At 46.5% G+C, this 25334-nt stretch carries 22 protein-coding genes and 1 tRNA gene; 12 read left to right on the forward strand and 11 right to left on the reverse strand.

Going from position 1 to position 25334, the window contains the following annotated elements; translation table 11 throughout:
• Nucleotides 1-99 precede the first annotated feature (99 nt).
• Nucleotides 100-172, reverse strand: a tRNA-Lys gene (locus tag ADIS_RS17020).
• An 85-nt stretch (nt 173-257) separates the two neighbouring features.
• On the opposite strand from ADIS_RS17020, the gene ADIS_RS17025 reads away from it, so the two are divergent.
• Nucleotides 258-980, forward strand: a complete 723-nt coding sequence (locus ADIS_RS17025) for an SH3 domain-containing protein (protein WP_010855895.1) — start codon at nt 258-260, stop codon at nt 978-980.
• On the opposite strand, the gene ADIS_RS17030 is transcribed toward ADIS_RS17025, so the two are convergent.
• The 5 genes from ADIS_RS17030 to ADIS_RS17050 form a co-directional block, all read right to left on the reverse strand.
• Complete coding sequence (locus tag ADIS_RS17030; RefSeq protein ID WP_010855896.1) at nt 969-1634, reverse strand: LON peptidase substrate-binding domain-containing protein; 666 nt, start codon at nt 1632-1634, stop codon at nt 969-971. The genes ADIS_RS17025 and ADIS_RS17030 overlap by 12 nt on opposite strands.
• A gap of 63 nt (nt 1635-1697) precedes the next feature.
• Nucleotides 1698-2384 carry a hypothetical protein gene (locus ADIS_RS17035; RefSeq protein ID WP_010855897.1) on the reverse strand — a complete coding sequence of 229 codons (687 nt, stop codon included), beginning with the start codon at nt 2382-2384 and terminating at the stop codon, nt 1698-1700.
• A 137-nt stretch (nt 2385-2521) separates the two neighbouring features.
• Nucleotides 2522-3091 carry a gluconate 2-dehydrogenase subunit 3 family protein gene (locus ADIS_RS17040; protein WP_010855898.1) on the reverse strand — a complete coding sequence of 190 codons (570 nt, stop codon included), beginning with the start codon at nt 3089-3091 and terminating at the stop codon, nt 2522-2524.
• An 18-nt stretch (nt 3092-3109) separates the two neighbouring features.
• Nucleotides 3110-4789, reverse strand: coding sequence for a GMC oxidoreductase (locus ADIS_RS17045; RefSeq protein ID WP_010855899.1), 1680 nt, complete (start codon nt 4787-4789; stop codon nt 3110-3112).
• 122 nt (nt 4790-4911) lie between these two features.
• On the reverse strand, nt 4912-6192 hold the full coding sequence (locus tag ADIS_RS17050) for a nucleoside permease (protein WP_035806652.1): 1281 nt from the start codon (nt 6190-6192) through the stop codon (nt 4912-4914).
• 268 nt (nt 6193-6460) lie between these two features.
• On the opposite strand from ADIS_RS17050, the gene ADIS_RS17055 reads away from it, so the two are divergent.
• From ADIS_RS17055 to ADIS_RS17080, 6 genes are all read left to right on the forward strand, one after another.
• Nucleotides 6461-7627, forward strand: a complete 1167-nt coding sequence (locus ADIS_RS17055) for a Gfo/Idh/MocA family protein (RefSeq protein ID WP_010855901.1) — start codon at nt 6461-6463, stop codon at nt 7625-7627.
• Between the two features lie 15 nt (nt 7628-7642).
• Nucleotides 7643-8698 (forward strand): sugar phosphate isomerase/epimerase family protein, encoded by a 1056-nt coding sequence (locus ADIS_RS17060; RefSeq protein ID WP_010855902.1) that lies wholly within the window; start codon nt 7643-7645, stop codon nt 8696-8698.
• A 27-nt stretch (nt 8699-8725) separates the two neighbouring features.
• A complete protein-coding gene (locus tag ADIS_RS17065) occupies nt 8726-9151 on the forward strand; it encodes a c-type cytochrome (protein WP_010855903.1) in 426 nt (141 codons plus the stop codon).
• A gap of 101 nt (nt 9152-9252) precedes the next feature.
• The gene (locus ADIS_RS17070; RefSeq protein ID WP_035806656.1) at nt 9253-9996 is read left to right on the forward strand and encodes a 3-keto-disaccharide hydrolase; all 744 of its coding nucleotides are present in this window, start codon (nt 9253-9255) and stop codon (nt 9994-9996) included.
• Nucleotides 9997-10220: 224 nt separating this feature from the next.
• Nucleotides 10221-10538, forward strand: coding sequence for a GNAT family N-acetyltransferase (locus tag ADIS_RS17075; protein ID WP_051113343.1), 318 nt, complete (start codon nt 10221-10223; stop codon nt 10536-10538).
• A gap of 204 nt (nt 10539-10742) precedes the next feature.
• Complete coding sequence (locus ADIS_RS17080) at nt 10743-12083, forward strand: flavin monoamine oxidase family protein (RefSeq protein WP_162141582.1); 1341 nt, start codon at nt 10743-10745, stop codon at nt 12081-12083.
• A gap of 94 nt (nt 12084-12177) precedes the next feature.
• Here ADIS_RS17080 and ADIS_RS17085 read toward each other — a convergent pair whose 3' ends face one another.
• The gene (locus ADIS_RS17085; RefSeq protein WP_010855906.1) at nt 12178-13308 is read right to left on the reverse strand and encodes a DUF4221 family protein; all 1131 of its coding nucleotides are present in this window, start codon (nt 13306-13308) and stop codon (nt 12178-12180) included.
• A gap of 397 nt (nt 13309-13705) precedes the next feature.
• Here ADIS_RS17085 and ADIS_RS23170 point away from each other — a divergent pair, with 397 nt between their 5' ends.
• Entirely contained in the window at nt 13706-13948 is a 243-nt protein-coding gene (locus ADIS_RS23170) for a hypothetical protein (RefSeq protein ID WP_051113344.1), read from the forward strand.
• A complete protein-coding gene (locus ADIS_RS17095) occupies nt 13941-14360 on the forward strand; it encodes a helix-turn-helix domain-containing protein (RefSeq protein ID WP_010855908.1) in 420 nt (139 codons plus the stop codon). Before ADIS_RS23170 ends, ADIS_RS17095 begins: the two co-directional genes overlap by 8 nt.
• A gap of 296 nt (nt 14361-14656) precedes the next feature.
• Here the strand turns inward: ADIS_RS17095 and ADIS_RS17105 are convergent, their stop codons facing one another.
• Nucleotides 14657-16936: a hypothetical protein gene (locus tag ADIS_RS17105; RefSeq protein ID WP_155907574.1), complete on the reverse strand. Its 2280-nt coding sequence runs from the start codon at nt 16934-16936 to the stop codon at nt 14657-14659.
• Nucleotides 16937-17456: 520 nt separating this feature from the next.
• Here ADIS_RS17105 and ADIS_RS17110 point away from each other — a divergent pair.
• On the forward strand, nt 17457-17642 hold the full coding sequence (locus tag ADIS_RS17110) for a hypothetical protein (RefSeq protein WP_010855911.1): 186 nt from the start codon (nt 17457-17459) through the stop codon (nt 17640-17642).
• 151 nt (nt 17643-17793) lie between these two features.
• Here ADIS_RS17110 and ADIS_RS17115 read toward each other — a convergent pair whose 3' ends face one another.
• Nucleotides 17794-20028 (reverse strand): NADP-dependent isocitrate dehydrogenase, encoded by a 2235-nt coding sequence (locus ADIS_RS17115; RefSeq protein WP_010855912.1) that lies wholly within the window; start codon nt 20026-20028, stop codon nt 17794-17796.
• Between the two features lie 269 nt (nt 20029-20297).
• Between ADIS_RS17115 and ADIS_RS22780 the strand changes: the two genes are divergently transcribed.
• Together ADIS_RS22780 and ADIS_RS17130 are read left to right on the forward strand one after the other, a co-directional pair.
• Nucleotides 20298-21200, forward strand: coding sequence for a sugar phosphate isomerase/epimerase family protein (locus ADIS_RS22780; RefSeq protein ID WP_081634972.1), 903 nt, complete (start codon nt 20298-20300; stop codon nt 21198-21200).
• Nucleotides 21201-21205: 5 nt separating this feature from the next.
• Nucleotides 21206-23878 carry a PVC-type heme-binding CxxCH protein gene (locus tag ADIS_RS17130; protein ID WP_155907575.1) on the forward strand — a complete coding sequence of 891 codons (2673 nt, stop codon included), beginning with the start codon at nt 21206-21208 and terminating at the stop codon, nt 23876-23878.
• A gap of 16 nt (nt 23879-23894) precedes the next feature.
• On the opposite strand, the gene panB is transcribed toward ADIS_RS17130, so the two are convergent.
• Entirely contained in the window at nt 23895-24716 is an 822-nt protein-coding gene (gene panB / locus ADIS_RS17135) for a 3-methyl-2-oxobutanoate hydroxymethyltransferase (protein WP_010855916.1), read from the reverse strand.
• An 11-nt stretch (nt 24717-24727) separates the two neighbouring features.
• Complete coding sequence (locus ADIS_RS17140) at nt 24728-25231, reverse strand: phosphoribosyltransferase family protein (protein ID WP_010855917.1); 504 nt, start codon at nt 25229-25231, stop codon at nt 24728-24730.
• Nucleotides 25232-25334: the final 103 nt, after the last annotated feature.

Below are 25334 nucleotides of genomic sequence, written 5' to 3' on the forward strand. Positions count from 1 at the left end.
TCCGCTTCGCTGTGTTTATCGGGATAAACTTCTCGCCCTTTGGGCATCTAAGGTAAAACAAGAAGAGCCGCTCCTACGAACAGCTCTCTCATAACCAAGTGATCCCGCTGGGGCTCGAACCCAGGACCCTAACATTAAAAGTGTTATGCTCTACCAGCTGAGCTACGGAATCATTTACTATATTTGTCACGGGCAAAGAACCATGCGATTCCTTTGCCCCCGTAATTGGACTGCAAATTTAACCGATCTGTTTGAAAATGCAAAATATACACCGAGGGATTATTGTTAAATTAGGCGTATTATTTCTTGGGTTATTTTATTCTCCTGTAATTCAGGGAGCTGTCCTCACCTTGGAAAAAGCGGACTCTCTCTTTTTAACCAAGCAATACAAGGAGGCTTTGGTGATTTACGAGCATTTACTATACGAGGAAGCCAGCTATTCTCCCGCCATGCTGCTCAAGATGGCTTTTATTTCCGAGGGGATGGGGGATTTTGGCAAGGCTACCAAGTATCTTTCCAAATACTACGATAACAACCCAAACCCGAAGGTTATCACCAAAATCAAGTCGCTGACCAGCCAAGGTACGCTGTATGGGTACGATGTCTCCGATCGGGAGAAATTTTTCAAGTTTCTTATCGATGTACAGGCCGAGCTAACCGTTCTTTTTGTTTTTTTCGCGGTACTGATGCTCATTTTTGCGCTGATTTTTAGACAAAAGAAAGCGGTTTTTTATGCTCCCACGATGGTGTTTCTGTTATTGGGGTTTTTGAGCAACAACTTTCTGCGAGCACCTGAAATGGGGATCATTACCGGGAGTCCAACGCTTGTAATGGATAGTCCCACGGCTGCCGGTAACCTTATTAGAAAGGTTGATGTGGGGCATAGGGTACGGATAGAAGCTTCCGTAGACTCATGGTATGAGGTTACCTGGAATAATCGGAAGGCGTATATACGCAAAGACAGGCTGTCAAAAATTTAAAGGATCCAGGTTTTTGAAATAGCCGTTCATCTGGATTTTGCGTTTGGCTTCTTCCATTTTCACCAGAATAGGTAGAGCTTTCCTCAGGTGTTGTACCAAAAAACGCAGTCTCTCTGCTTCGTTTCTCATTAGTAGAAGCTTAAATTCCTCCTCTAGGCTCAGTCCGATCTTATGGGAGAAATTGTAGGTGTCTATTCGCTTAAAATCTTCGTTTTCGGGAAGACCAAGAAGCTGTAGCATATCAACCATCAATTCTTTGAACTCTGCGTACAGTAGGGTGTCGGTAAATTCATCTCCCTCAAGGATGGATACTTCTCCGCCTGCATAGAGTTTTTCCCCCATAGGGTTTCTGAAGTTAACGATACGGAATGGGCGGATCCCCAGAGCTTGGATGTCCATCCGTCCATCCTCGTAGGTTTTTGAGACTTCGAGAATGCTAACCTCGGTGCCATACATGGTCAGCTTATCCAAGTATACGCAAATTCCGAAAGTACTCCCTTTCAATAGGCAATCTCCTATCAGTTGCTTGTAGCGAGGTTCGAATACGTGGAGGTTAAGCTTTTCTCCGGGAAAAGCCACCAGCTTAAGCGGGAAGAATGGAAGGGTGATCGTATTCATAGGGACACAGTCAAAGCGATACAACGGGTCGGCCATCTCCTTACCGTTATACCAAAAAAATGCCCTAAAGGTTACGATTTTGTCTTTGAACCGAATATTTTAATTGATCTTTTCCAGGTCATCATCGTCGATCATCGTCATAATCTGGGATGGAGAAAGGTACAGTCTTCTGATTTTTTCCTTGTAATCCTCCGAAAGCATATCATGGTTGAGTACAAATTGTTTATGGGTGATAATCTGCTTTCCCAACCCCGCAGAGACAGCATAGGTATCCGCATTGATTTCAGCTTGGGTGATGAATTTTTGAGAGCAGAAGTACTTGGCTCCGAAATGAAGCAAATTGGTAGAACTTCTATCCAGGTAGTCCATTATATGGCCCAGTTCATGGCCTATCCACCCAAGGAGGACATCCTTTGGCAATTCTTCTATAGGAAGGTACCCGTCGTCCTCAAAGTGTAGATTTCTACTTACTTTAACACGGTAGGACCGGGTGTCTTTGTTGTTGAAAATTACTGAAAAAACCTTGGGCTGGGCCTGCATGACGGATCCATTTATGGTTTCTTTAAACTGAAACTCAATTTTAACATCCAGTAAATCCGGAAAGTAGGATAAGGCTTCCAGTGTCACAGCACGTATTTCGTCCGGTATTTCTTTATTGACTGCATAGCGTTCCAGATCGTCAACTGGTTCCTGTTCCTGCGTAAATATCGGTAGAAAACTTGCGTTGGGTGAAAATAATAAGGGAAGGGTAAGAGAAAGTGAAAGGGCGATTAATAATTTGAGCATCGAACTAGTGGTTAAGTTTTCATGCTGAGTATACGGAAGTTTTTGGTTTTATCAAAAAAATATGCAAAAAAGAATATGAACTGCATCAAAAAAGGGATGAAATCAACTTTCATCCCTTTAATGCTTCTTGTTTTTTACTAGGTAGCCCAGGCACGGTCACCTTTTTTGTAATCCATACAGGGATCGTACCTACCGGGAGTTTCTATATACCGTAGAGCCTGTGTGGCTCCAATCTCAGAAGTGAAATAACCCAAGACCGTTAGATCTTTGAACATGCCCACGTAGGCCGGTGTTTTGTTTCCACTATTGAACTCCTCGATTGCTTTGCGGTTGAGTTCATTGAGATAGGCTGTGCGTTCTTCCACGGTCGCTTTCATGAAGTCTTTTCCCATATCAGATTTGAAGTCTTTTTTCAGACTGTTCAATCCGGCAATAAAGATTTCTTGCTGCTCTTTATTGTAGGTGGCTTTGACCATTCTTGCCATAAAGGCTCCAATGGCTACCGCCTTGGCACCAGGAGTGTCCGTTGTGGGAATGATTGCTTCTCCGATTTCATCCATGTAGGCCAGGTCTGAATCGGAAAAATCCAGCCCTTCAATGCTATCTTCTGGAGCGCAGCCAGTCAAAATTACGTTGGCGCCGACCATGGTTCCCCCCATCATCAGTGCCACGCTTTTGAGCGCGTCTCTTCTATTCATCTTGCTCATGTACGTATTGTTAAATGATTAAAGGTTTCGTTTTTTTAGTTCCTCCACCGCAAAATTTGCAGCCCGGGCGGTCATTGCCATGTAAGTGAGGGATGGGTTTTGCGCAGCCGCAGAAGTCATAGCAGCACCGTCTGTTACAAACACGTTCTTCGCATCCCATACTTGGTTATTGCCGTTGAGCACGGAGGTTTTTGGGTCTCGGCCCATACGGGCGGTTCCCATCTCGTGTATGCCCTGTCCAAAGGTATACCCGTTGTCGTAGGTGTTTATGTTTTTAACACCGGCAGCTTCGAGCATTTCAGCGGCATCGTTCATCATATCCACCCGCATTTTCTTCTCGTTTTCCTTTATTTCGGCATCCATTTCCAACACATACATGCCCCATTTGTCTTTCTCCGTCTTGCTGAGTTTCACGGTGTTTTCATGATAGGGGAGGATCTCTCCGAAAGCAGTCATGCCGATTGACCATGGTCCTGGTTCGGTCAGCTCGTTTTTAAGCGGCGCACCAAATTGGATCTCGGCGACGTTTCGGCTCCATCCACTTCGACTGGCACCTCCTTGGTAACCGAATCCCCGCACATAATCGCGTTTTTCCCCACCCAGGTTTCGGTATCTAGGTATGTAGAAGCCACCGGGACGACGACCATAGTAATATTTATCGTCAAATCCATCCACCAGGCCATTGGCCCCTAAGCGGAAATGGTGATCCATCACGTTGTGGCCTAGTTCTCCAGAACTGCTTCCCAATCCTTCCGGCCATACTTCGGTTGCAGAGCGCATCAGGATAGCTGCTGAGTTAAGTGCTGAGGCACATAGGAATATAATTTTCGCATCAAACTCAATCACTTCGTTCGTCTCGCCATCCACAATTTCAACGCCTGTGGCACGCTTGCTGTCCTTGTCATAAATCAGCTTATTGACGATAGACCAAGGCCTCAGTGTGAGGTTGCCGGTAGCGAGCGCCGCCGGCAGTGTAGAGGATTGGGTACTGAAATAACCTCCGAAGGGACATCCAAGCGAGCATTTATTACGGTACTGACATCCGGGACGTCCGGGAAGGGGCTGTGTAATATTCGCAACCCTGGCGTGCACCATGGCCCGCTTGCCATTGAATTTCTCTTTGATCCGCGCTGCCACTTGATCTTCCACACAGTTCAGGGGAAACGGAGGCATAAAGTCGCCATCCGGAAGTATGGGCAAGTTGTCTTTGTTTCCTGCAATTCCCGCAAATTTTTCGACGTAGCTGTACCAAGGTGCTAGGTCTTTGTAGCGAATAGGCCAGTCCACAGCAATCCCCTGCTTCAGGTTCGCTTCAAAATCCTCGTCTGCCCAGCGGTAGCTTTGACGGCCCCAAAGTAGAGACCGACCGCCTACCTGATATCCTCTAAACCAAGTAAAGGGCTTTTTCTCCACGTAAGGGGAATCGGCTTCATGGGCCCACCAGTCCAGGTTAAGTTCATTGAGTACGTAATCCCTTCGTAGGTTGGGGTGGTTTTCCAACAGTTCTATGGTTCTACGTCCGCGATGTGGTACCTCCCAGGGGCTTAAGGTGGCCGTTTTGTAATCTTTGACATGCTCTACCATGGGACCCCTTTCCAATAGTAGTACCTTTAATCCTTTTTCAGTCAGCTCTTTTGCCGCCCATCCTCCACTGATTCCGGAACCGACGACAATAGCATCATAACTCTGATTCGCCATATAACTCTTTTTTATTTTAGGTTTTCATTGTTGAAGACAACAAACATATTTATAAATCGCCTACTACCCAAAAAACCAACTGGAATATGCGTGCTTTATGTAGAAGGGACTGTTTGTGCTCTTCATCTTGTACTTAACTTATTTTTAATTTCAATGTTTTTTTCGGCTTTTCGGTCTGCGGTTACTTTCTCGAAATCCCTGTCTTTGAAAAACAGGATAAACAATACGGTGACTCCCAGGGCGATACCGGAAGGGATCAACCATATGTATTTCCAATCGTGTCCGTCTGCATATTTATAAGCGTCCGATACAATTCCTGCGATCCAAAATCCGATCAGCATGCCTATCCCATAAGTAGCCAGTGTGATCAGCCCCTGTGCTGAACTTTTATATCGTTCGCCGGCCTTCGAATCGGTGTAAATCTGACCGGAAACGAAAAAGAAATCGTAGCAGATACCATGTAGTGCAATTCCGATGATCAACAAATAGGTACCTGATCCTGCATCGCCGTAAGCGAAAAACACATATCGGACTACCCAGGCCAGCATACCTACGATCAATGTGGTCTTTAGGCCAAATTTTCTGAAGAAAAACGGCATGGCAAGGAGAAAAAGAACCTCTGACACTTGGCCGATGGTCATCATGCCAGTTGGGTTGGGGAGACCCACCTCCGACAGAAAGGGGTTGGCATTTTGATAATAAAATGCCAGTGGGATACATATCAGTACTGACGAAATGAAGAAAATGGCGAAGTCCCTGTTTTTTAAGAGGGTGAGTGCGTCGAGACCCAGTATTTCTGATAGCGTACGGGTACCTGCAACACCCGCTTTGGGCGGGGTATTCGGCAGCCCAAAGCAAAAGACTCCCAAAACCAAAGAAGAAATGGAGGACATAAGGAAGGTGTTGCGCAGCATGCCGGCTCCAATTGCTGCTGGACTATCCCAAAGGAAAAAATAGCTGATCAACAAACCCGCAGAGATCCAGCCTATGGTGCCCCATACACGAATGGTGCTGAATTCTTTGGCCGGATCCTTCATCTGATTGAAGGAAACGGAATTGACCAATGCCAACGTGGGCATATAAATCAGCATGTAGAGGAACACATAGGGGTAAAATCCCGTAAAGCTATCAGACCGGAACATCATGAACATCAACCCTGCCCCGGCCAGGTGTAGCACCCCCAGTATTTTCTCGGCGTTAAAGTACCGGTCGGCAATCAACCCTATGATGAAAGGAGCGATAATGGCACCAAAGGATTGGGTAGAAAAAGCGGCGGCAAGTTGGGTACCAGTCGCGCTAAGGTTGTTTCCGAGAAAGGTACCCAGTGTGACGAACCAAGAGCCCCACACGAAAAACTCCAAAAACATCATGAGGGAAAGTTTGATTCTGATAGATGAGGTCATAGTGTTCGTAAAGGTTAATTGTATTTAGCGGCCATCTAAACAGCCGTGAGGTAAAGTAATGGATAATAAATTTATATTTTGACCATTTTGGCGTAAATTTAGCACTCGTTGGTATCGGTTCGTTCCCCCGTATTTGTACGTTATGGATGCTGGATTAACGCATATCGTGAGTTTTAGTAGGGGGGCCATCCGATCTCCGATGTAATATAGAAAGATTTGTAAAATAATTCCTTAAAGTTCAGAAACCAATAAACCAAAGATTAAAAGAATGAGCGACAAAAAATTAAAAATGGGGATGATCGGTGGAGGACCGGGATCCTTTATCGGGGCAGTGCACCGCATATCTGCAGCTATGGATGGTCTTATCGAGCTGGCAGCAGGTGCGTTCAGCAGTAACCCGGAAAAATCCCAGCAAACCGGAAGAGAGCTTTTTTTGCCTGCCGGCAGGGTGTATGCCTCCTATGACGAAATGTTCGAAAAGGAAAAGCAGCTTCCTGAAGATGAACGCATTGATTTTGTGGCCATTGTTACCCCCAATCACGTACATTTTGATCCCGCTGTGAAAGCGCTGAAGAGTGGCTTTCACGTCGTTCTCGACAAACCCATGACCTTTACCTACGAGGAAGCCAAAGAGCTTGCCAAAACCATCGAGGAGACGGGTCTGTTGTTTTGTCTTACCCATACCTATACGGGATACCCCATGGTAAAGGAAGCCAAGCACCTGATCAAATCCGGCGTGTTGGGCAAAATCCGTAAGATCTATGTGGAATATCCTCAGGGATGGTTATGGACAGACCTGGAGAACACCGACTACAAACAGGCTAAATGGCGTACAGACCCCAAACAGAGCGGTATAGCTAATTGTATGGGGGATATTGGTACCCATGCTTTTAACCTTGCCGAGTATATCAGCGGACTTAAAACGACCAAACTGTGCGCTGACCTAAACATCGTAGTGAATGGCCGTACACTGGATGACGATGGGGCGGTACTCCTCAAATACGATAACGGTGCCTCGGGCGTTCTTATGGCCTCCCAAATAGCGACAGGTTCTGAAAACAATATCAAAATCAGGGTGTTTGGAGAAAAAGCAGGTCTCGAGTGGGAACAGGACAATGCCAACACGCTCATCGTTCGCCATCCGGAAGCGCCAGCACAGATTTACCGTACAGGTGGCAACATACCCTACCTTTCGCCCGCAGCGATGGAAAATCTCCGTACACCGGGTGGACATCCGGAGGGTTACCTGGAAGCCTTTGCAAATTTGTACCGGAATTTCGCCAGAACCCTGTATGCCAAGCGCAAAGGTGAGGTTCCTAAGCCGGAATGGCTGGACTTCCCCGGTGCGGAGGATGGGCTTCGTGGAATGGCCTTCGTAGAACACGTGGTCAAGAGTGCGAAAAGTGAACAAAAATGGACTACCTTTGAACTTTAAAAAAACGGAAACCCTATGAAAACCATAAAAGGACCCGCGCTTTTTTTGGCGCAGTTTGCCGATGATAAAGCGCCTTTCAATAACCTAAAGAACATTACCACCTGGGCTGCCAGTATAGGATACAAGGCGGTACAAATCCCTACCTGGGATGCCCGACTGATTGATTTGCAGCGTGCAGCAGAGGACATGGATTATGTAAACGAGATCAAGGCAGTAGTGAAAGAAGCCGGTGTGGAAATATCCGATTTTTCTACCCACTTGCAGGGACAATTGGTGGCGGTTCATCCTGCCTATAACGAAATGTTTGATGCCTTTGCCCCCAAAGAGCTGGCGGGTGATCTCAAAGGAAAAACCGAATGGGCAACCCAGCAGCTCAAGTGGGCAGCAAAGGCCTCCCATAACTTTGGGCTGAAAACCCATGCGACGTTTAGCGGTGCGCTTATGTGGCACACCGTGTACCCCTGGCCTCAGCGCCCCGCGGGACTGGTGGATACTGGGTTTGAGGAGCTTGCCAAACGCTGGCTGCCGATTTTGGATGAATTTGACAAGTATGGCGTGGACGTATGCTACGAGCTGCATCCTGGAGAAGACCTGCATGATGGCGTAACCTTCGAGAAATTCCTCGAGAAGGTAAACAACCACAAGCGAGCGAATATCCTATACGATCCCAGCCACTTTGTACTGCAGTGCTTGAATTACTTGGATTTTATCGATATTTACCACGACAGAATCAAAATGTTCCATGTGAAGGATGCTGAGTTCAGCCCTACCGGTCGTCAAGGTGTGTACGGAGGCTATTCGGGCTGGGTGGAACGTGCCGGACGTTTCCGTTCCTTGGGTGATGGCCAGGTTGATTTCAACGGCATTTTCAGCAAGCTTTCCCAATACGATTTCGATGGATGGGCAGTGCTTGAGTGGGAATGCGCATTAAAGCATCCTGAAAACGGTGCGATCGAAGGAGCCAAATTTATAAGCGAAAAAATTATCCGGGTGACTGAAAAAACCTTCGATGATTTTGCGTCTACCGGTGCGGATGAAAATTTTAATAAAAAAATATTGGGAATCAGTTAAAATCAAATCAAATACAAACAAGTAAAAATGAAATTAAACAAAACCTTAAGCGTTGCGGCATTGGCAGCGGCTATTCTGGCTACCTCATGTGGTGGTTCCGGTTCAAAAACGGAGACGAGCACCCCGGCTCCTGCTGCTACCGCTCCTGCCCAGCAGGAACTCAGTCCAGAGGAGAGGCACAAGGACAACCCAGACTTTGCGGCTGGTTTGGCTTTGGTAAAGCAGAACGACTGCCCTAGCTGCCACATGGTGGACAGGAAAATCGTTGGACCCTCCTACAACGACGTTTCGGATAAATACGAGCTCACAGCGGCCAACGTAGAGAAGCTGGCCAGCCACGTTATCACCGGCAATGTCGGCGTTTGGGGTGAAATACCCATGCCGGCACACCCCTCTCTTTCCAAAGAGGATGCTGAGCTGATGGTAACCTACGTTTTGTTGCTTAAAAAGTAAGCGCACATTCCATGGCACAAAAAGAATCCTGTCTGCTCCCTAGGGTGTAGAAAGGGTTCTTTTTTAGCTTTCAATGGTACACAACCAACCCTCAATTGAATATGAAGAATTACCAAGTAGTACTCGTAGCGGCCGGAATGGCCTTGGCCTCTTGTGGAGGTACCGGTGACAACTCAGGAAGTAGCGCTTCGACGGATGCCCAGCTTTCTGCCACTAAGGGCAGTGAATGGATTACCCTCTTCGATGGTAGCTCGCTCGAAAACTTTAAAGGCTTTGGCAAGGAGCAGCCAGGTGAAGCCTGGATTATTCAGGATGGTACCCTCTTTTTTCAGGGACAGCGGAAGCGGGAGGAAGGCCTCACTGGCGGGGATATCGTCACCAAGGAGACGTTTGCTGACTTTCACCTAAAGGTAGAGTGGAAGATCTCCGAAAGCGGCAACAGTGGTATTATGTTTTTGGTGCAGGACAATGGGGAGTACAATGCGACCTACCACACCGGCCCAGAGTACCAGTTGCTGGACAACGACGGGCACCGCGATGGGCAGATTGTCACGCACCGTACCGCGAACCTGTACGATCTGATTGCATCAGAGGTCGAGCCGGTTAAGCCAGTAGGCGAGTGGAACCTCACAGAGATTGTTTTGAAGGACGGTGAACTGGAGTTTTACCTTAACGGCGTTCAGACCGTAAAGACTACAATGTGGACGGAGGCCTGGGATGAGATGGTTGCCAACAGTAAGTTCAAGGATATGCCCGGCTTTGCAAAGTACAAAGAGGGTGCGATTTCCTTCCAGGACCACGGAGACGATATCTGGTTCAGAAATATACAGATCAAAAGACTCTAGCCGTACCTCACAGCTGAAAACAGAAACCGTTCCGAGTGGAGCGGTTTTTTTTTACACCAGGAGAGAAAGCTATAGAAATAGGGACCAGGTGGTTTTTTAAGTCTCTGGCTGGTTTGCTGATTGAAGCGAAATTTATTTTAAGCATTCGAGGGAGTTTGTGTTTAATGGCGTATTGAATAATGCAACAGTTATCACTTCCTCGTGGTGTTCGAAACTCAACTAATATGAAATATTATCGCGATACATGTATTCTACCCTATTCGGGCAATGACCGAACCGCAATACTGGATGTTTGGGAAAGATCCGTTTTGGCAACCCATCATTTTTTGACCTCGGATGACTTTGTCGAAATCAAGGCGCTCGTGCATTTCATAGATTTTAATGATTTTGAGGTACACTGCCTCAAAATCTTGCCCTCTGGTGAATTGGTGGGTTTCATAGGTGTTGCTGACCGAAAGATTGAAATGCTGTTTTTTTCGCCTGAATACATCGGGAGAGGGCTGGGGAGGAAATTGATCGATTTTGCCCTGACTAGTGAATGAATGATCAGCCGGTTGGATATATTCCGGGAAGGATCCGGCAAATAGCTGTTGCGGCAGAATAGATCAGTTCTTGAGAAAGCATGCATGGAATAAGCTGGTTTTTTTGCGTTGTTTTTGGAGAAGATGTTTGTTAATTTAGGTATTAATTCGAACGTAAAGATGCATCGACGGCTATTTTTAAAGCGGGCTATCAGTAGTTTTCCCATGGCTGTGATACCACCTTTTATCGGAAGCCCATTCTTTTTCGGGAACACGAGGCCTGCTCAGATTGGGAAATCGGTGGTTGTCGTAGGAGCAGGGGTGGCTGGACTTGCATCGGCAAGAGAGCTTAGCAGGCTGGGTTTTTCGGTCACCGTGTTGGAAGCTCAGTCCACTGTTGGCGGCAGGTTGCGTACCAACAGAAGCTTGGGCCTGGCCTTCGACGAGGGTGCCAGCTGGATACATGGATCTACGGGAAACCCGATTACTTCCCTTGCCCGTGAGTCTGGAGTTGAGACGATCCCTGCCGATGACGAAAGCGTCATCCTATACAATGTAAATGGGACGGTCTACCAGGATGGTGTCCGGAGGAAGGCAGAAAGGCAGTATATCCGTGCCTTAAGAGCAGTAAAGAAAAATGGGGCCCCATCCAAAAGTTTTCAGGAGGTCTTCAATCAGCTTTATCCAGATCGAATAGAGGATCGGCATTGGAAATTTATGCTTTCTGCCTTTTTGGAGTTTGATACGGGAGCAGACCTTTCAGATCTATCGTCAATCGATTTTTACGATGACGATGAGTTTCCAGGTTCAGATCTATTCATCACAAATGGCTACGACCGCATCGCTACCTATTTGGCAGATGGTTTGGATATCCGATTGAATACCACGGTTTCGGGGATAGACTACACGGGAGCAAAGGTCAAAGTACAGGCTGGCGGAGCTTCCAAAGAAGCGGATTTTGTAGTCGTTGCAGTTCCGCTGGGTGTGCTAAAGAAGGGAATATTACGTTTTAAACCAGAGTTGCCGACCGGCTCAGCAAATGCCATTGCTGGGCTCGGGATGGGTATCGTAAACAAGTTTATGTTGGTTTGGAATAAGCCATTTTGGGATACTAAGGTTCAGTTTATTGGTTATACGCCCGAAACGAAAGGACACTTCAATCTTTTTTTGAACACCAGGTATTTTTCATCTGTAAATGGATTGGTTTCCTTTGCTTTTGGGGATTTTGCGGCGGCTTCCGAACACCTATCGGATTCTGCAGTTGTAGATGGCATCATGGATCATCTTCGTAACATATATGGTTCTTCCATACCTTATCCCCAAGATATGGTTCGAACCAAATGGGCAGGGAATACCAACTCGTTCGGTGCCTATTCCTATGCAAAAAAAGGAATTTCAAGCGATGCGTTTGATACGCTTGCCGGGTCAGTAGCGGAAAGGGTGTTTTTTGCAGGGGAACATACCAGCAAGGCTTTCAGGGGAACGGTCCATGGAGCCTATTTGAGCGGAATCCGGGAGGCTGCGAAGATAATATCTCTGGCTGGCAGTCGGAAGGCCGGGAATTGAATGATATACTACAGTAGAAAGCTGTGTTTTTCTTGCTTTTCAAATTCATCTGTTCGCAAGTACATTTTCTCCAAGGCCACTGTCCATATGCCACTCAGCGCATGGTCAGCCGTGCAAAACCAAGCTCATCCATTACATTCACTGGCATCCAAATAGCTCCGTCTTTGACAAAGGGGAAGATAGGGACAAAATCGATCACAGGCACTTCATGCTCCGAAACGATGCTTAGATCTCGGTCGAGCAGCGTGAGGTAGACCTTGGCTTTTCTAAAGGGATCCGGCTCATCCGGATTGGTTGGAAAGATCTCTTGGTAGGAAAAGCGGTAGAATAGACCCCGTGCTTCGTCCCAAATAGGATGTTGGAAATTTATCTGCTCTTTGAGCATTCGGTCTACTGGTCGGTATTCTTCCCGGTTGCTTACCTGCTTGGGAGGTTTGACGGTTTTTTCCCCAGCGGTGAGGGAGGGGATGGCCCGGTGCAATTCCAGCTTGTCACTTGGGATATGGTAACGATAGATCGGACTCGCCACGCTGATCGAAAAGAGCACCGTTTCTCCGAGGATGGACGTAGCATATTCGGGGCCAAACCAAACCTGGGGCTGTTCCATGGTGTAGTGGAAATCATTTAATATGTCAAAGGCAGGTAGTTCCCGGCGCTCAAACGTACGCTGCGAAAAATCGATGCTGACAAAAGAGGTTTCGGGTTCTATCCACTTTCTTCCCAATCCTACGATGCGGTGGGGCTGCTTGGACCACATCACCGGCATGGGCAAAGCTTCATTTTCCCCAAATTCGCCTCCCGAAAACGAGACGTTTTTGGTCGTGTGGGATAAGAGTTTTTGTCCTTTCAGATCAAAGATCTCGTGGTCAAAATGACTGCTAAAATACAGCGAATCCTGTCCCCGGTAGTGGATTTTTCCAACACGTCCTCCAGTGCCGTTGGGCCCCTCCTTTTCATACGCCACCACCCGTTCGAGCGTCAGTTTATCCAAGTCGATGATCTCCAGTACATTATTGGCATAGTTGAAATTATAGAAATAGCGTTTGTCGGTAGAGGTGTCGGACCAGCGGAAGCCTCCCTGTAGGAATAGGATTTCATCTTTGGGGTCGATCATCAGGGTGTCGAGGGAAAAGACTAATTCCCCAAATTCCTTTGTCTCTTGGTTGGAGCTGGAGCAGGCATAGAAGATTAGTAGGGGCAGAAGAAGTATCGTGAGTTTTTTCATAGGGAGTGTATTTGTGACTAAAAAGTTAGAAGATTTTCCGAAAGAAAACTAATTTTTTAAAGGAAACTTTTATGGAGGACTAAATGCGTGGGTAAGGGAAATAGGTTGGGGTGTTTGTTGCATTTGTTTACGAGGGTAATTTCGGTATTTTCGAAAGATGGGTGATATGTTGGAAGTTTTGGAGTTGACAACATTGGATTCAACGCTTATTCTATACTATCTTCCAAAACCCAAACCCAGTATATTTCCTAAAAACAAAAATTGATCATTTGGCTCAGATGATATTTGCGTACACTTTACGGGGGAGATCGGCAATTGAAGGATTAGAGAGGGGGGGGTGAAGGAGGAGTACCTGAGCTACCGGTTGAAGTTATAAGTAAACCTACAGATTGATAATATGAAAATTATTAGTATATTTGAGTGTTCTAAGGAAAGCCTCTTCGCTGTGAAGTATGAAGGAGAGGAAATGGATGCGCTTGGGATACTACAAGCGCAATGGTCAGATGTAGAGTTTCTCAGGGAGTTCTTCAAAAAGTATAAGAAAGATTATGAGAACTACTATCCTAAAGCCAAACTTAGCAAGATCGTACTGCAAACAATTGAAGACGCAGATGACTTGTTCGAATTGCTTTATGAATAAGATAGAAAAGAGAATCAAAGCTTTGGCTTCCGAAAATCCTGTTTCCCAGTGGAGGGAGAAAGTAGCGTTTCGGAAAGCAAATAGATCCAGACTAAAGGATGCGGCCAGGGTTGCGTTACGTATTTTGGATGCGCTGGAAGAAAAAGGGTGGAGTCAAGCCCAATTAGCAAAAGCTTTGGAAGTTACCCCACAGCAAGTGAGCAAATTGTTAAAGGGGCAGAGCGACTATAAGTTTTCGACTATAGAAAAGCTGGAGGGTGCACTTGGGATCAAATTACATGTAGTTCTAGCAGATAATGAGTTTGTGACTACGGAGGAAGCTTTTGAGCAAATGGTACAGGAGGAGGTTATGGCTTACCGCCGAACCCTGGGCAAGTCTAAGGATAATCTTAAATCTGAGAAGCCAACCTGACTCAATTTAGACGCTAAAATCGATAATCACCAAACTCCGAAATATCAAATACCAGATCAATATTTTGGGGTGAATGGACGGGTTTTTGTTGCCAATGATTGAGGTTGCGGAGTTTTTGAGGGAAAGAATAGAGGGAACAAAGGATGAGTGATTTGCATGAAATTTTTTGAAGGTCAAAAGTGTTATTAGCCACATAGGCAAGCTAATCTGTTTCGGAAAATTTCTTCAGCTAATCCAATCAATGGCACCTTCTATATCGCAATCGAACCCCATTTTTGGATGGTCAATTTGAAAAGTTATGTAATTTGGCCAAAAATGACAACATCCTTAATGTCATGTGCAATCCCTTGTTCTTCCCAAGGCGAGCGCTCTGCAATCTCAACAACCCTTGCTTCTTTTTTCCATTTTATTTCTAAAGAAAGGTATATAGAAACCAAAACAGACCTCTTCAACTCTTCATCTGATTTTTCTTTGCCAGTAAATTCTTCCCTGATGTCCGCTTTTTGATGTAAATCTATTATAGACCCTTTTACATTAAACTGACCACTTATTGGCTTCAATAGATACTTTTCTTCTACCTCTGGGTCAATAGTTAGAGGGGTAATTTTTGGTAAGTGTGCTTTTTTTAGGACAAAAAGAGTACGGTTTACCGACCTACTACCGCTAAAGTTTATGATAGGGATTTCTTTATATGATGTCTCTGTTAACTCTCGGATATTGAGGTGATCCCTATAGTAGCTGATCCTTAGTCCAAAATTAACGATCACAAATTCCTCTTTATTAACCTTAAGTGCGTCGATTGCTTTAAAAAGGTTTTCTGGAGGCATTAAATATGTTTTGGCAAGTTTTAAAATGAAAGTAGATCCCAGCCCATCTATGATTTTTCTTGAGATAGCTTCCGATAAAAAGGAATCAAAATTTAAATGTGATGCCTCAGGGTTCTTGGAAAAGGGGTCTTTGTTTTGCAGCATCCTTTCTCCAATTACATAACGTATATCCACCTCGCCTTCTACAGGAGAATTATTATTTATCCTCATTGCGGATACTATTGCAGTTTCAATTGACCTTTTACTAGAATCGAAAAACTGTTTTTCTTTTTCAGAATCCACGGATATTGTCAGCGATCCTTGTTCATATTTCGCTTCAAGCTGTTCTTTTAGCCTATCAAGAAACTCTAAGGGATAGAGTTTGTCATTTTCTTCACACCATCTCTCGGTCAGAAATCCAAACCCTAGTGATTCCAGTATTTCAGAATTTCCGAGGAGATCAACAACCAGCCCTTTGAAGAAATTTAATCCTTCAATCCATGATTTTTTCTCTCCCTGTGTTGGAGGTAAATCTGGAAAATCTAAAGGGCGTGAATAAGTAAAAAGGGAGAGCAACGTATACTGCCTCAGAAATAAAATTGCCATATATGAACTAATCCATTTTTTTACAATACCATCAGCTCTTAGTCCACTTAAATTTGGAAAGGGATACTTATTTGAAATCCATTCAAATTCACGATTAATGTCATTATTGATTTTAAAAAAGAACTGGAATATTTCATTCATCGAGTCTGGAAGCAATACGTATTTAGGAGGTATTTGATTTGTATATTCAAACATTCTTCTAATACAGTAAAATCTCTTGGAAAAACTTAATAACCCACCTAAAGCATAATGAAATTCAATAAATCTTTCTCTTTCGGATTCCCTCTTCTTAACTTCATCTTGATTTGATGGTTTAATAAAGGTGGTTGATGATGTCGCTAATTTATTAACAGACTCTTTCTGTCGGAGATAGTAAGAGAAATATTTGTCAGCATTTTCCCAGTGTGCGAACACCATATCATCATGATTATTTTGAACAGCAAGGCGTAGATTTAACCACAACCATAAATATGTTTTTTCTGAGATTTGTACTTCTGTTTCCCCAATTAGCCAAACTCCATTGCCTAGCCGGTACTCCAATGTTCTATTTCTTCTTTCTTTTGTAAGGACTATCTCCTCTATAGAAGTGTATACGAGGTCATAAAATTGCTGAGGGTACTCAACTAGCTGGTTTTTGGATTTCTCACGTACTTTTCTGAACTCCCCGTAGAAAAAATCTGAGAGTGTTTTCGATATGTTGGTTTGGTGTCGCCTAATAGAAATTAAAAAGATACTGGAAAGAGCCTTAAAGTATTTCAAGTCTTCAAGTGGCTGTTCATTCTTTAGCCATCGATTATGTTTTTTTATAAAATACCGTACAATTTTCTGAGGGGTATAGTACTCAATTACCTTGTTAACAAATCCGAAAAACACTATTATCAGCAAAATTGTGGTAAAAATAACCATAATGGCCGCCGAGTTTTGGACAATAAGGTAGTCCCTTAGTATTAATGGAGGCCTTTTCAGTGTCCAAAGGAAAATGGAAAATAAAGAGGAAAATAAGCTGAATATAAACAGTTTTCTAATCCATTCCCCTTCGAAAAGCTCGACAATGTAGTCAGAATCATACTTTTCATCCAATCTGGAAATGACCTGAAGAAGAATGGGATAAGCGATACCTAGAATAGCGACAGTTGCTGAGGCGTATATTTGAATCTCATCCATTTTATTGGCTTTAGGTTTCGGAAAATAGTAAATAAAGTATAAAAATATACTAAACAAATATAAACTAAAATTCAGTATTATCCACCTTGTAGCCCTCAACAGTCTCTTTTTGGAAACTATTGAAAGCAACAAATATTTCTTTTAATGATTGCAAAATATAACGTTTAGGTTTTTGATCCTCGCAGTGGCTTATTCAAAATCAGAGCCTTAGAGTTAGCTTAGCTTTTGTATAAAAGATTCATAAAAGGATTTCCCTGCCTATCCTTAGCACTCAAAACAGAAGTCAACAAGTCCTCTGCACCCGGTTCTATGCCTTTGATCCGTCTGTATTGGACGAATTAATTGTGTCGATGTTAAAAGATCCAAACCCGCGTTAACGTTCGTTAAACCACCTCCTCTTCAACCACAAATTTCCTACCTTTAATGCATACAGCCACAACACCTAGCATTCCAACTCCGGTCCACAGCCTTTCTTGCAGGACTTGCCCTACTTTTCTCCTGTACAAGCAGTCCAGATTCTGTGGGTGTAAGGAACCTTTCCTATACCATTGATACCGTACTGGTGGATTCCAAAGGAGAAATCTTTTTAGGTGGTGAACGGACAGGGATTTACAATTTCCATGGCGAATTGGAACATAGATTTGATTGGAATGCGATCACCAAAGAAAATGGAGGGATTTTGGATGTACCTAAATGTGGAGGATGAATTAGGCTTTATCCGAATCCATTTGTCCTGATTCTACACCGCCACCTGTTCCGGCCATAGTGGTCAGGCGATGTAAGCATCTCATAGAACCGAAAAGGGCCGGCTTTTGGAAAAAACCGGCCCTTAAGCATGTGTGGAACTAAATCGAAAATCAGGCTTTAATACCTTCCAGGATTTGGTTCAGTGTCTGACTCGGACGCATGGCAACGGACGTTTTATCCTCGTCTGGGCGGTAGTAACCGCCTATATCCACCGGACTTCCCTGTGCGCCGTTTAGTTCTTCGATGATTTTAGACTCGTTGGCAGCGAAATCCTTCGCCACGGGCGTGAAGATATCCTTCAGTGCCGCGTCCTTATCTTGGGCAGCCAAAGCTTCTGCCCAGTACATTGCGAGGTAAAAGTGACTACCACGGTTGTCCAGTTCATTGACCCTGCGGGAAGGGGATTTTCCTTCCTGTAAGAATTTGGCAGTGGCGGCATCAAGGGTTTCTCCCAACACCCGCGCACGTTCGTTGCCGAATGTATTGGCAAGGTGCTCCAAGGAAACGGCCATCGCCAAAAACTCACCCAAGGAGTCCCAGCGAAGGTGTCCTTCTTCCACAAACTGCTGCACGTGCTTGGGTGCAGACCCACCGGCACCGGTTTCAAACAGGCCACCTCCGTTCATTAGCGGAACAATGGAAAGCATCTTGGCACTGGTTCCCAGCTCCAATATAGGGAAAAGGTCGGTCAGGTAATCCCTAAGTACGTTTCCGGTTACGGATATGGTATCTTTACCTTCCTTCATGCGCACCAACGAAAACCGCGTGGCTTCCACAGGAGATAGGATATGGATCTCCAACCCGGTAGTATCGTGATCTTTTAGGTATTTTTCCACTTTGGTGATCAACTGGGCGTCGTGTGCACGGTTTTTATCCAGCCAGAATACAGCAGGAGCGCCGGTTGCTTTGGCGCGGTTCACGGCCAGTTTCACCCAGTCCTGAATGGGGGCATCCTTCACCTGACACATCCTCCAGATATCTCCCTCTTCCACCTCGTGTGACATCAACACCTCGCCTGAAGCATCCACCACTTTCACGGTTCCTGCTGCGGGAACTTCAAAGGTTTTGTCGTGGGAGCCATATTCCTCGGCCTTTTGGGCCATTAGGCCCACATTTGGCACAGATCCCATGGTTCGGGGGTCAAAAGCGCCGTTTTCCTTGCAGAACTGGATCGTTTCCTGGTATACGCCCGCATAGGAACGGTCAGGGATTACCGCTTTGGTATCTTGCAGTTGGTTGTTTTTGTTCCACATTTGACCACTGGATCGGATCATAGCCGGCATGGAGGCATCGATGATGACATCGGAGGGTACGTGCAAATTGGTGATTCCTTTGTCGGAGTTCACCATTGCCAAATCCGGGCTGTCGGCATAACAGGACTCGATATCTGCTTCTATTTCCGCACGTTTGTCTGCAGGGAGTTTGCCCAGTGCTGTGATCAGGTCACCAAAACCGTTTTTGGTATCGACGCCGATTTCAGCAAACGTTGCCGCATGTTTTTCAAAAACGGGTGCAAAAAAGACGGTAACCGCATGTCCAAAGATAATGGGATCGGATACCTTCATCATGGTCGCTTTCATGTGAAGGGAGAAAAGGACCCCTTGCTTTTTGGCTTCTTCCTTTTGCTCCTTTAAAAATTTCTTTAGCGCGGCCACATTCATGGAGGAAGCGTCGATCACTTCTCCTGCCTGTAGCTTTAACCCGTCTTTCAACACCTGCTTGGAGCCGTCGGCTTTTTCGAGAACAATGTGCACCGTAGTAGCGGCTGAAAGGGTGCGGGATTGTTCGCTGCCGTAAAAATCACCACCAGTCATACTGGACACATGGGATTTGGAATCTTTGCTCCATTTGCCCATGCTATGCGGGTTGTTTCGGGCAAACTGTTTCACCGCTTGGGGTGCCCTTCGGTCGGAGTTGCCTTCCCGTAAGACAGGGTTTACGGCGGAACCCTTTACTTTATCGTATTTGGCACGTACGCTCTGCTCTTCCTCTGTTTTGGGATCATCCGGATAGTCTGGCAGGCTGTAGCCCTGCGCTTGCAGTTCTTTGATGGCGGCTTTTAACTGGGGGATGGAGGCACTGATGTTGGGAAGTTTAACGATATTGGCCTCGGGGGTTTTTGCGATCTCCCCAAGTTCGGCGAGCGCATCACCAATGCGTTGTTCTTCCTTAAGGTACTCTGGAAAGGAGGCGATGATCCTCCCGGAAAGGGAAATGTCCCTGGTTTCCACTACCACGCCAGCCGAATCGGTAAAGGCCTTGATAATCGGAAGCAAGGAATAAGTGGCCAACGCAGGGGCCTCATCGGTAAGCGTATAAAGTATTTTAGGGGTCTTGTCACTCATAAATACATCTGTTTTTTTTGATTGGTATTAAAAATATCGTAAATCCGATAAATTGGTGGCTAAAATACGCAAAAAAAAGCGTATTCAAAGGTATGACCGGGTAATAGGTGGATTTTAAGCTGGGGACTGAATTCGCTTTTTGTACGGTAAAAACGCCATAACAATCTATATACATGCCTGCAAAAAAATCACAATTGGGTATTGGTTTTTTTGAGGTTTCCAATCTATTTGAATTATATTGAGGCTGTTAAATCTATGATGATCCCAAAATGAACCTATTCAACCCCCGAAGAGACTTTCTCAAAAAGGCCGGCCTGGGCGTGGCCGGGCTAAGCCTTTCCAACCCAACCTGGAAGCAATCTAACCCTACCCCATCAGTCCAACCGTTCGACCAGGTAGCCCTTGCCATAGCTACCATCACCTGTGATGGCTTTGGCGACCGCAACTTTGAAAGGGCGTTTGAAGTCATCCCGCAGCTTCCGTTCAAAAATGTGGAGTTCAACTGTTGGTATGGCCGAAACCTCACCCCAGCCGGCATTCACAGCATACAGCAGCGTTGTTATCAACACGGCCTAACGCCGATAAGTGTGCAGGGCAGTGCCTTTGGTGCAGAGGGCAATATCATCAAAGATGTGGCCCATAAGCTATGGAACATGCAGGCTGCAAAGGCATTGGGGTGCAGGAGGGTGAAATTTACCGGCGCAGGCAGGGGCAAAGAAGGGGGATTGGATGCGGTTATTGCTGTTTTGAAGGAAATTGCGCCTGCCGCGGAGGAAATGGATGTGTTGGTCACGGTTGAAAATCACGCCAACAACAATATAGAAACGATTGAGGATTACGACAGGATTTTTGAAGCAGTGGATTCCACCCACGTGGGCATGTGCATGGACAATGGGCATTTCGACGGGTCATCTATTGACCTGATGGAAGTGGTGGATCGTTTTCATTCCAAGATCATGCACGTGGATCTGAAGGATACTGAGCGGAAGGGCATACACAGGGTTGTCAATTTTGGTGACGGTGTAACTGATAACGAGGGGGTAATCCAAAAGCTACTTGGTTACGGCTATAAGGGGTACTTGGTGGTCGAAATGGCTCCGCCCCGCAATGAAGAGACCCTGGTTCAGGATCTTCGCCGCGCGTACGGGCTTTTCGAAAAATACCAACGTTAACCGCCATGTGTTGTGAAAGATACCTAAAGTTCATCGCCAAAGGAGTTGGCTATGGATGGCTGTTTTTTGTGGCCATAGTTTGGTTCTGCACCCAAACGGAGCTCGTTTCAATGATCCATGAGATACATGGCGTTCGGGTATTGGATGCGAGGCTATCGCTTTCGCTGATGCTCGAAGATCCGGAAATAGTGACGCCCATCGGGATCGCCGTGGATACCGAAGACAGGGTGTATGTCTTGGAGTCCCATACCCACTTGCCGCCCAAAGATTATGCTGGCCCGTCCTTTGACCGGATCAAGCGATTTGCAGACACCAACGGAGACGGCCAATGGAACGAGGTGATGGTTTTTGCAGACAGCATTATAGAAGGGTTGAACCTGGCCATCTCGCCAGCAGGAGAACTACACGTCATTACTTCGCGGGAAGTATGGGTGCTTTACGACAGGGATGCTGACGGAATCAGTGAGGAACGTAGGCTGTTGGTCAGTCTGGAGAAGCCCGAGCAGGTTTACGCCCACGCAGCCATGCTTAGCATCACGTTTGATGCATCGGGACAGATGTACCTGGGCAGGGGCAATACGGGGTCTGCCCATTGGGTATTGGCTGGATCCGACGGCAGCAGGGTGTCCGGATATGGGGATGGTGGCAATATTTTGCGTGCGGATGCAGATGGGTCAAACCTGGAAATTTTCTCCACCGGTTATTGGAATCCCTTTGATCTTAAGTTTGACAGTTATGGGCGGCTACTGGTCGCTGACAACGATCCGGACAGCCGTGGCCCCAACCGACTGGTACATGCGGTAGAGGGCTCCGACTTTGGGTATAAATCCTTGTTTGGAGGCAGTGGGATTCATCCTTATCTAGCTTGGAATGGAGAGCTACCAGAAACCCTTCCGTATGCTGTGCCATTGGGAGAGGCGCCCTCGGGTCTGATGAATACCAATCTGACCACTTTTCCGAGCGATTACAGGAGCCAGTTTCTTTGCAGCATTTGGGAGGAAAGCCGGATTGTGCGGATTCGATTCGCTGAGTCAGGATTGTCGGTGACCGGTGACACGGAGGTGGTCGTGGAAGGAGGCACTGACTTTCGACCGGTCGCTTTCGCTGCGGATAGCAAGGGAAATGTCTATTTTACCGATTGGGTGATGCGCTATTATCCCAACCATGGCAGAGGCAGAGTATGGAAGCTATCTGCGATTGACTCCTCCCATTCCTTAGCACCGGAGACGGCCTACAGTCCAGCTCATGAGCATGCTTCAGTGACCAAATGGAAAGCACTTCGGGAAGGCGAGGTGGATGCCGCTGTTCTGAAAGGCGCGTTACAGTCGAAGGATGCCTTTGAGCGCCATGCAGCGATTCTAGCATTAGGTAAGCCCGAATCACAGGCAATTCTTCTGGAAGCACGCTACGACCCCCACCCGGCGGTGCGTATGGGGGCATTATTGGCCCTGCGGCGATTTCGTTTAGACGACGGGATGGAGTCTGCAAAGAACTTCCTTACGGACGCGGATCCGGAAATCCGAAGAGCCGCATTGATATGGGTCGGTGAGCAGGGATTTACACCACTTTCTCCCCACATAAGGGATGCGTTATCGGGGCCGGGGTTTTCTGTGGAGTTGTTTGAAACCTATCTGGAAACGGTCAAAATGCTTCAACCAGATTTTATAAATGCCTATCAAGCCAAAGCAAAGCCGAATGCCAAGCAGCTGCCACGCGCGCTGCCGCGAGGATTTCTGTCCGATTTTATTTCAGCTACCGATATCCCCGGAGAGTGGCGGTCGGCCGCGTTAACCTTTTTGGAAAATCCTTCGGAGCATCGGGATTTATTGGTTCGTATGCTTTCTGAAGAGGAGGATTTCTCCCGGATGGTTGACTTGATACGCATCATCGTACCACTGTCGGATCCAAAGGTCGCAGATGCGTTGGCTGCGTTGGCCTTCAATCCGGAAATGCACTCCGAGGTACGAGCAGAAGCCTTGTGGGCCTTGGCCAGGCAGCCCTATACCGAGTGGCAGGAAGCAATTGCTCTGTTGCATTCGAGTGAGGAAGCCATTGCGATCGAAGCTGCCCGGTTTTTACGCTTTCGGGCCAACGATCCTGCGGTGAAGCAGGCCATGGTAAGTGTATTGGAAGATGGTAGCTCCTGTGAAAGTGAGGGATTGCGGCAGCAACTAATGCTGGCAATGTACGAGGATAAGGGCAAGCGTCCAGCTCCCATTGACATTCCCGCCTGGCTGGCACTGCTTGAAGGGAGCGGGGATGTTTCTCGGGGTCGGCGTGTGTTTTTTTCCACTGTGGCAAGCTGCGCGGCCTGTCATGCCCATGCGGGCATTGGTGGGGATCTGGGTCCCGATTTGAGCCATGTGGGCAAATCCAAGGACCGGAGGGGACTGCTGAGTTCCCTGCTGCTACCCTCTCAGGAGGTCAGTCCAGAATGGCAGGGTTGGTACATAACCATGCAGGATGGGAAACGGTATGAGGGGCGGCAAATCGATGTAGGAGACAACGATATCAAGCTTTACACCCAACAAGCGGGATTCATCAGCGTGGACAAAAAGGATGTGAAAGACTACGGTCTTGTGGAAGCCTCCTTGATGCCGGAGGGCCTCTTAGACCGGCTTACCGATCAGGAAATCATGGACTTGCTGGCTTTTCTGGAAAATAATAAGGAAGAATAGTTTTTTGATAATTAGGTCAATAGCTTTCTCCCTTGTTAGGGAAATCGCGGGATTTTACATCTTGTATATACCTGCCCACCGCGTCCAACATCACGCCACGTAGATCGGCATATTGTCGCAAAAAACGAGGTTGAAATTCCTGGGTGATTCCCAGCATGTCGTGCAAAACCAATACCTGTCCATCCACATCCGGGCCGGCACCTATGCCGATGACAGGTATCCGTACGGCTTCTGCAACCCGCTTTGCCAAGCTGGCGGGGATCTTTTCCAATACAAGGGCGAAACACCCGCATTCTTCCAGTATTTTGGCATCTTCCAGTAGTTTTTCGGCCTCCGTTTCTTCCTTGGCGCGCACGGTGTAGGTGCCAAACTTGTAGATAGACTGCGGAGTCAGGCCCAAATGGCCCATAACCGGAACGCCTGCACTAAGAATCCTAACCACAGATTCTTTGATTTCAGCCCCTCCTTCCACCTTGACCGAATGGGCACCGGCTTCTTTCATGATCCGGATCGCAGACCGTAACGCCTCAGAGCTGTTCCCTTGGTAGGAGCCGAAGGGGATGTCCACCACCACCAATGCCCTGCTTACGGCCCTAACCACAGAAGCTGCGTGGTAGATCATTTGGTCCAACGTGATCGGAAGCGTGGTTTCGTGGCCCGCCATCACATTGGAGGCCGAATCACCTACCAAAATCATGTCAATTCCCGCAGCATCCACAATGCCTGCCATTGAGTAGTCATAAGCAGTCAGCATGGATATTTTTTCCCCTCGCTGCTTCATTTCCTGAAGGATGTGGGTGGTTATTCGTTTGATGTTGGCCGATTGGTGTACAGACATGGGGAGAGGCTTTAGTGCAGGTGTACGGTCGCGTTCTCAGGATCTAGATTGACCGTAATATGTTCGCTGAGTGTGGTGGCCAGTTCATAGCCTGTATAGTCTGGAGTGACAGGGAATAGTTTGTGGCTTCTATTGACCAATACAGCCACCTCTATTTTTTTGACATTATCCTGCAAAAATGGAAAAAGCGAGTAGGCCAGCGTCTTGCCCGTATTCAGTACGTCGTCTACCAAGATAACACATTTGTCAGTGTAGGGGCCAGGTTCGGAGCAGTAAACCTCTCCTATTTTTGGACTTGTCTTATCGATATCTACGCGGATGAGCGATACGGCAATCGGGGATATTTCCTTCAGTCTTTCCGCAATTTTCCCGGCGAGCACATAGCCCATACCTGTAAGGCCGGCAAATACGAGTGTTTCTTCCTGTACGTTTCGTTCGTATATTTCGTATGCGATACGGGTGATTTTCTGCTGTATTTGTTTGTGGTTCAGAACCAGTGTTTTAACCTCACTCATGGGGCTGATTTTAACGTATTAAAGGTGAAAATTACTTCAATTGGGGCTGGTTTCAAAGCCTTGTCATAAAATCATTGCGTCGGCTCTTGTACCGGAAGCCTAG

This window comes from Lunatimonas lonarensis (assembly GCF_000390185.1).
Taxonomy (GTDB): domain Bacteria; phylum Bacteroidota; class Bacteroidia; order Cytophagales; family Cyclobacteriaceae; genus Lunatimonas; species Lunatimonas lonarensis.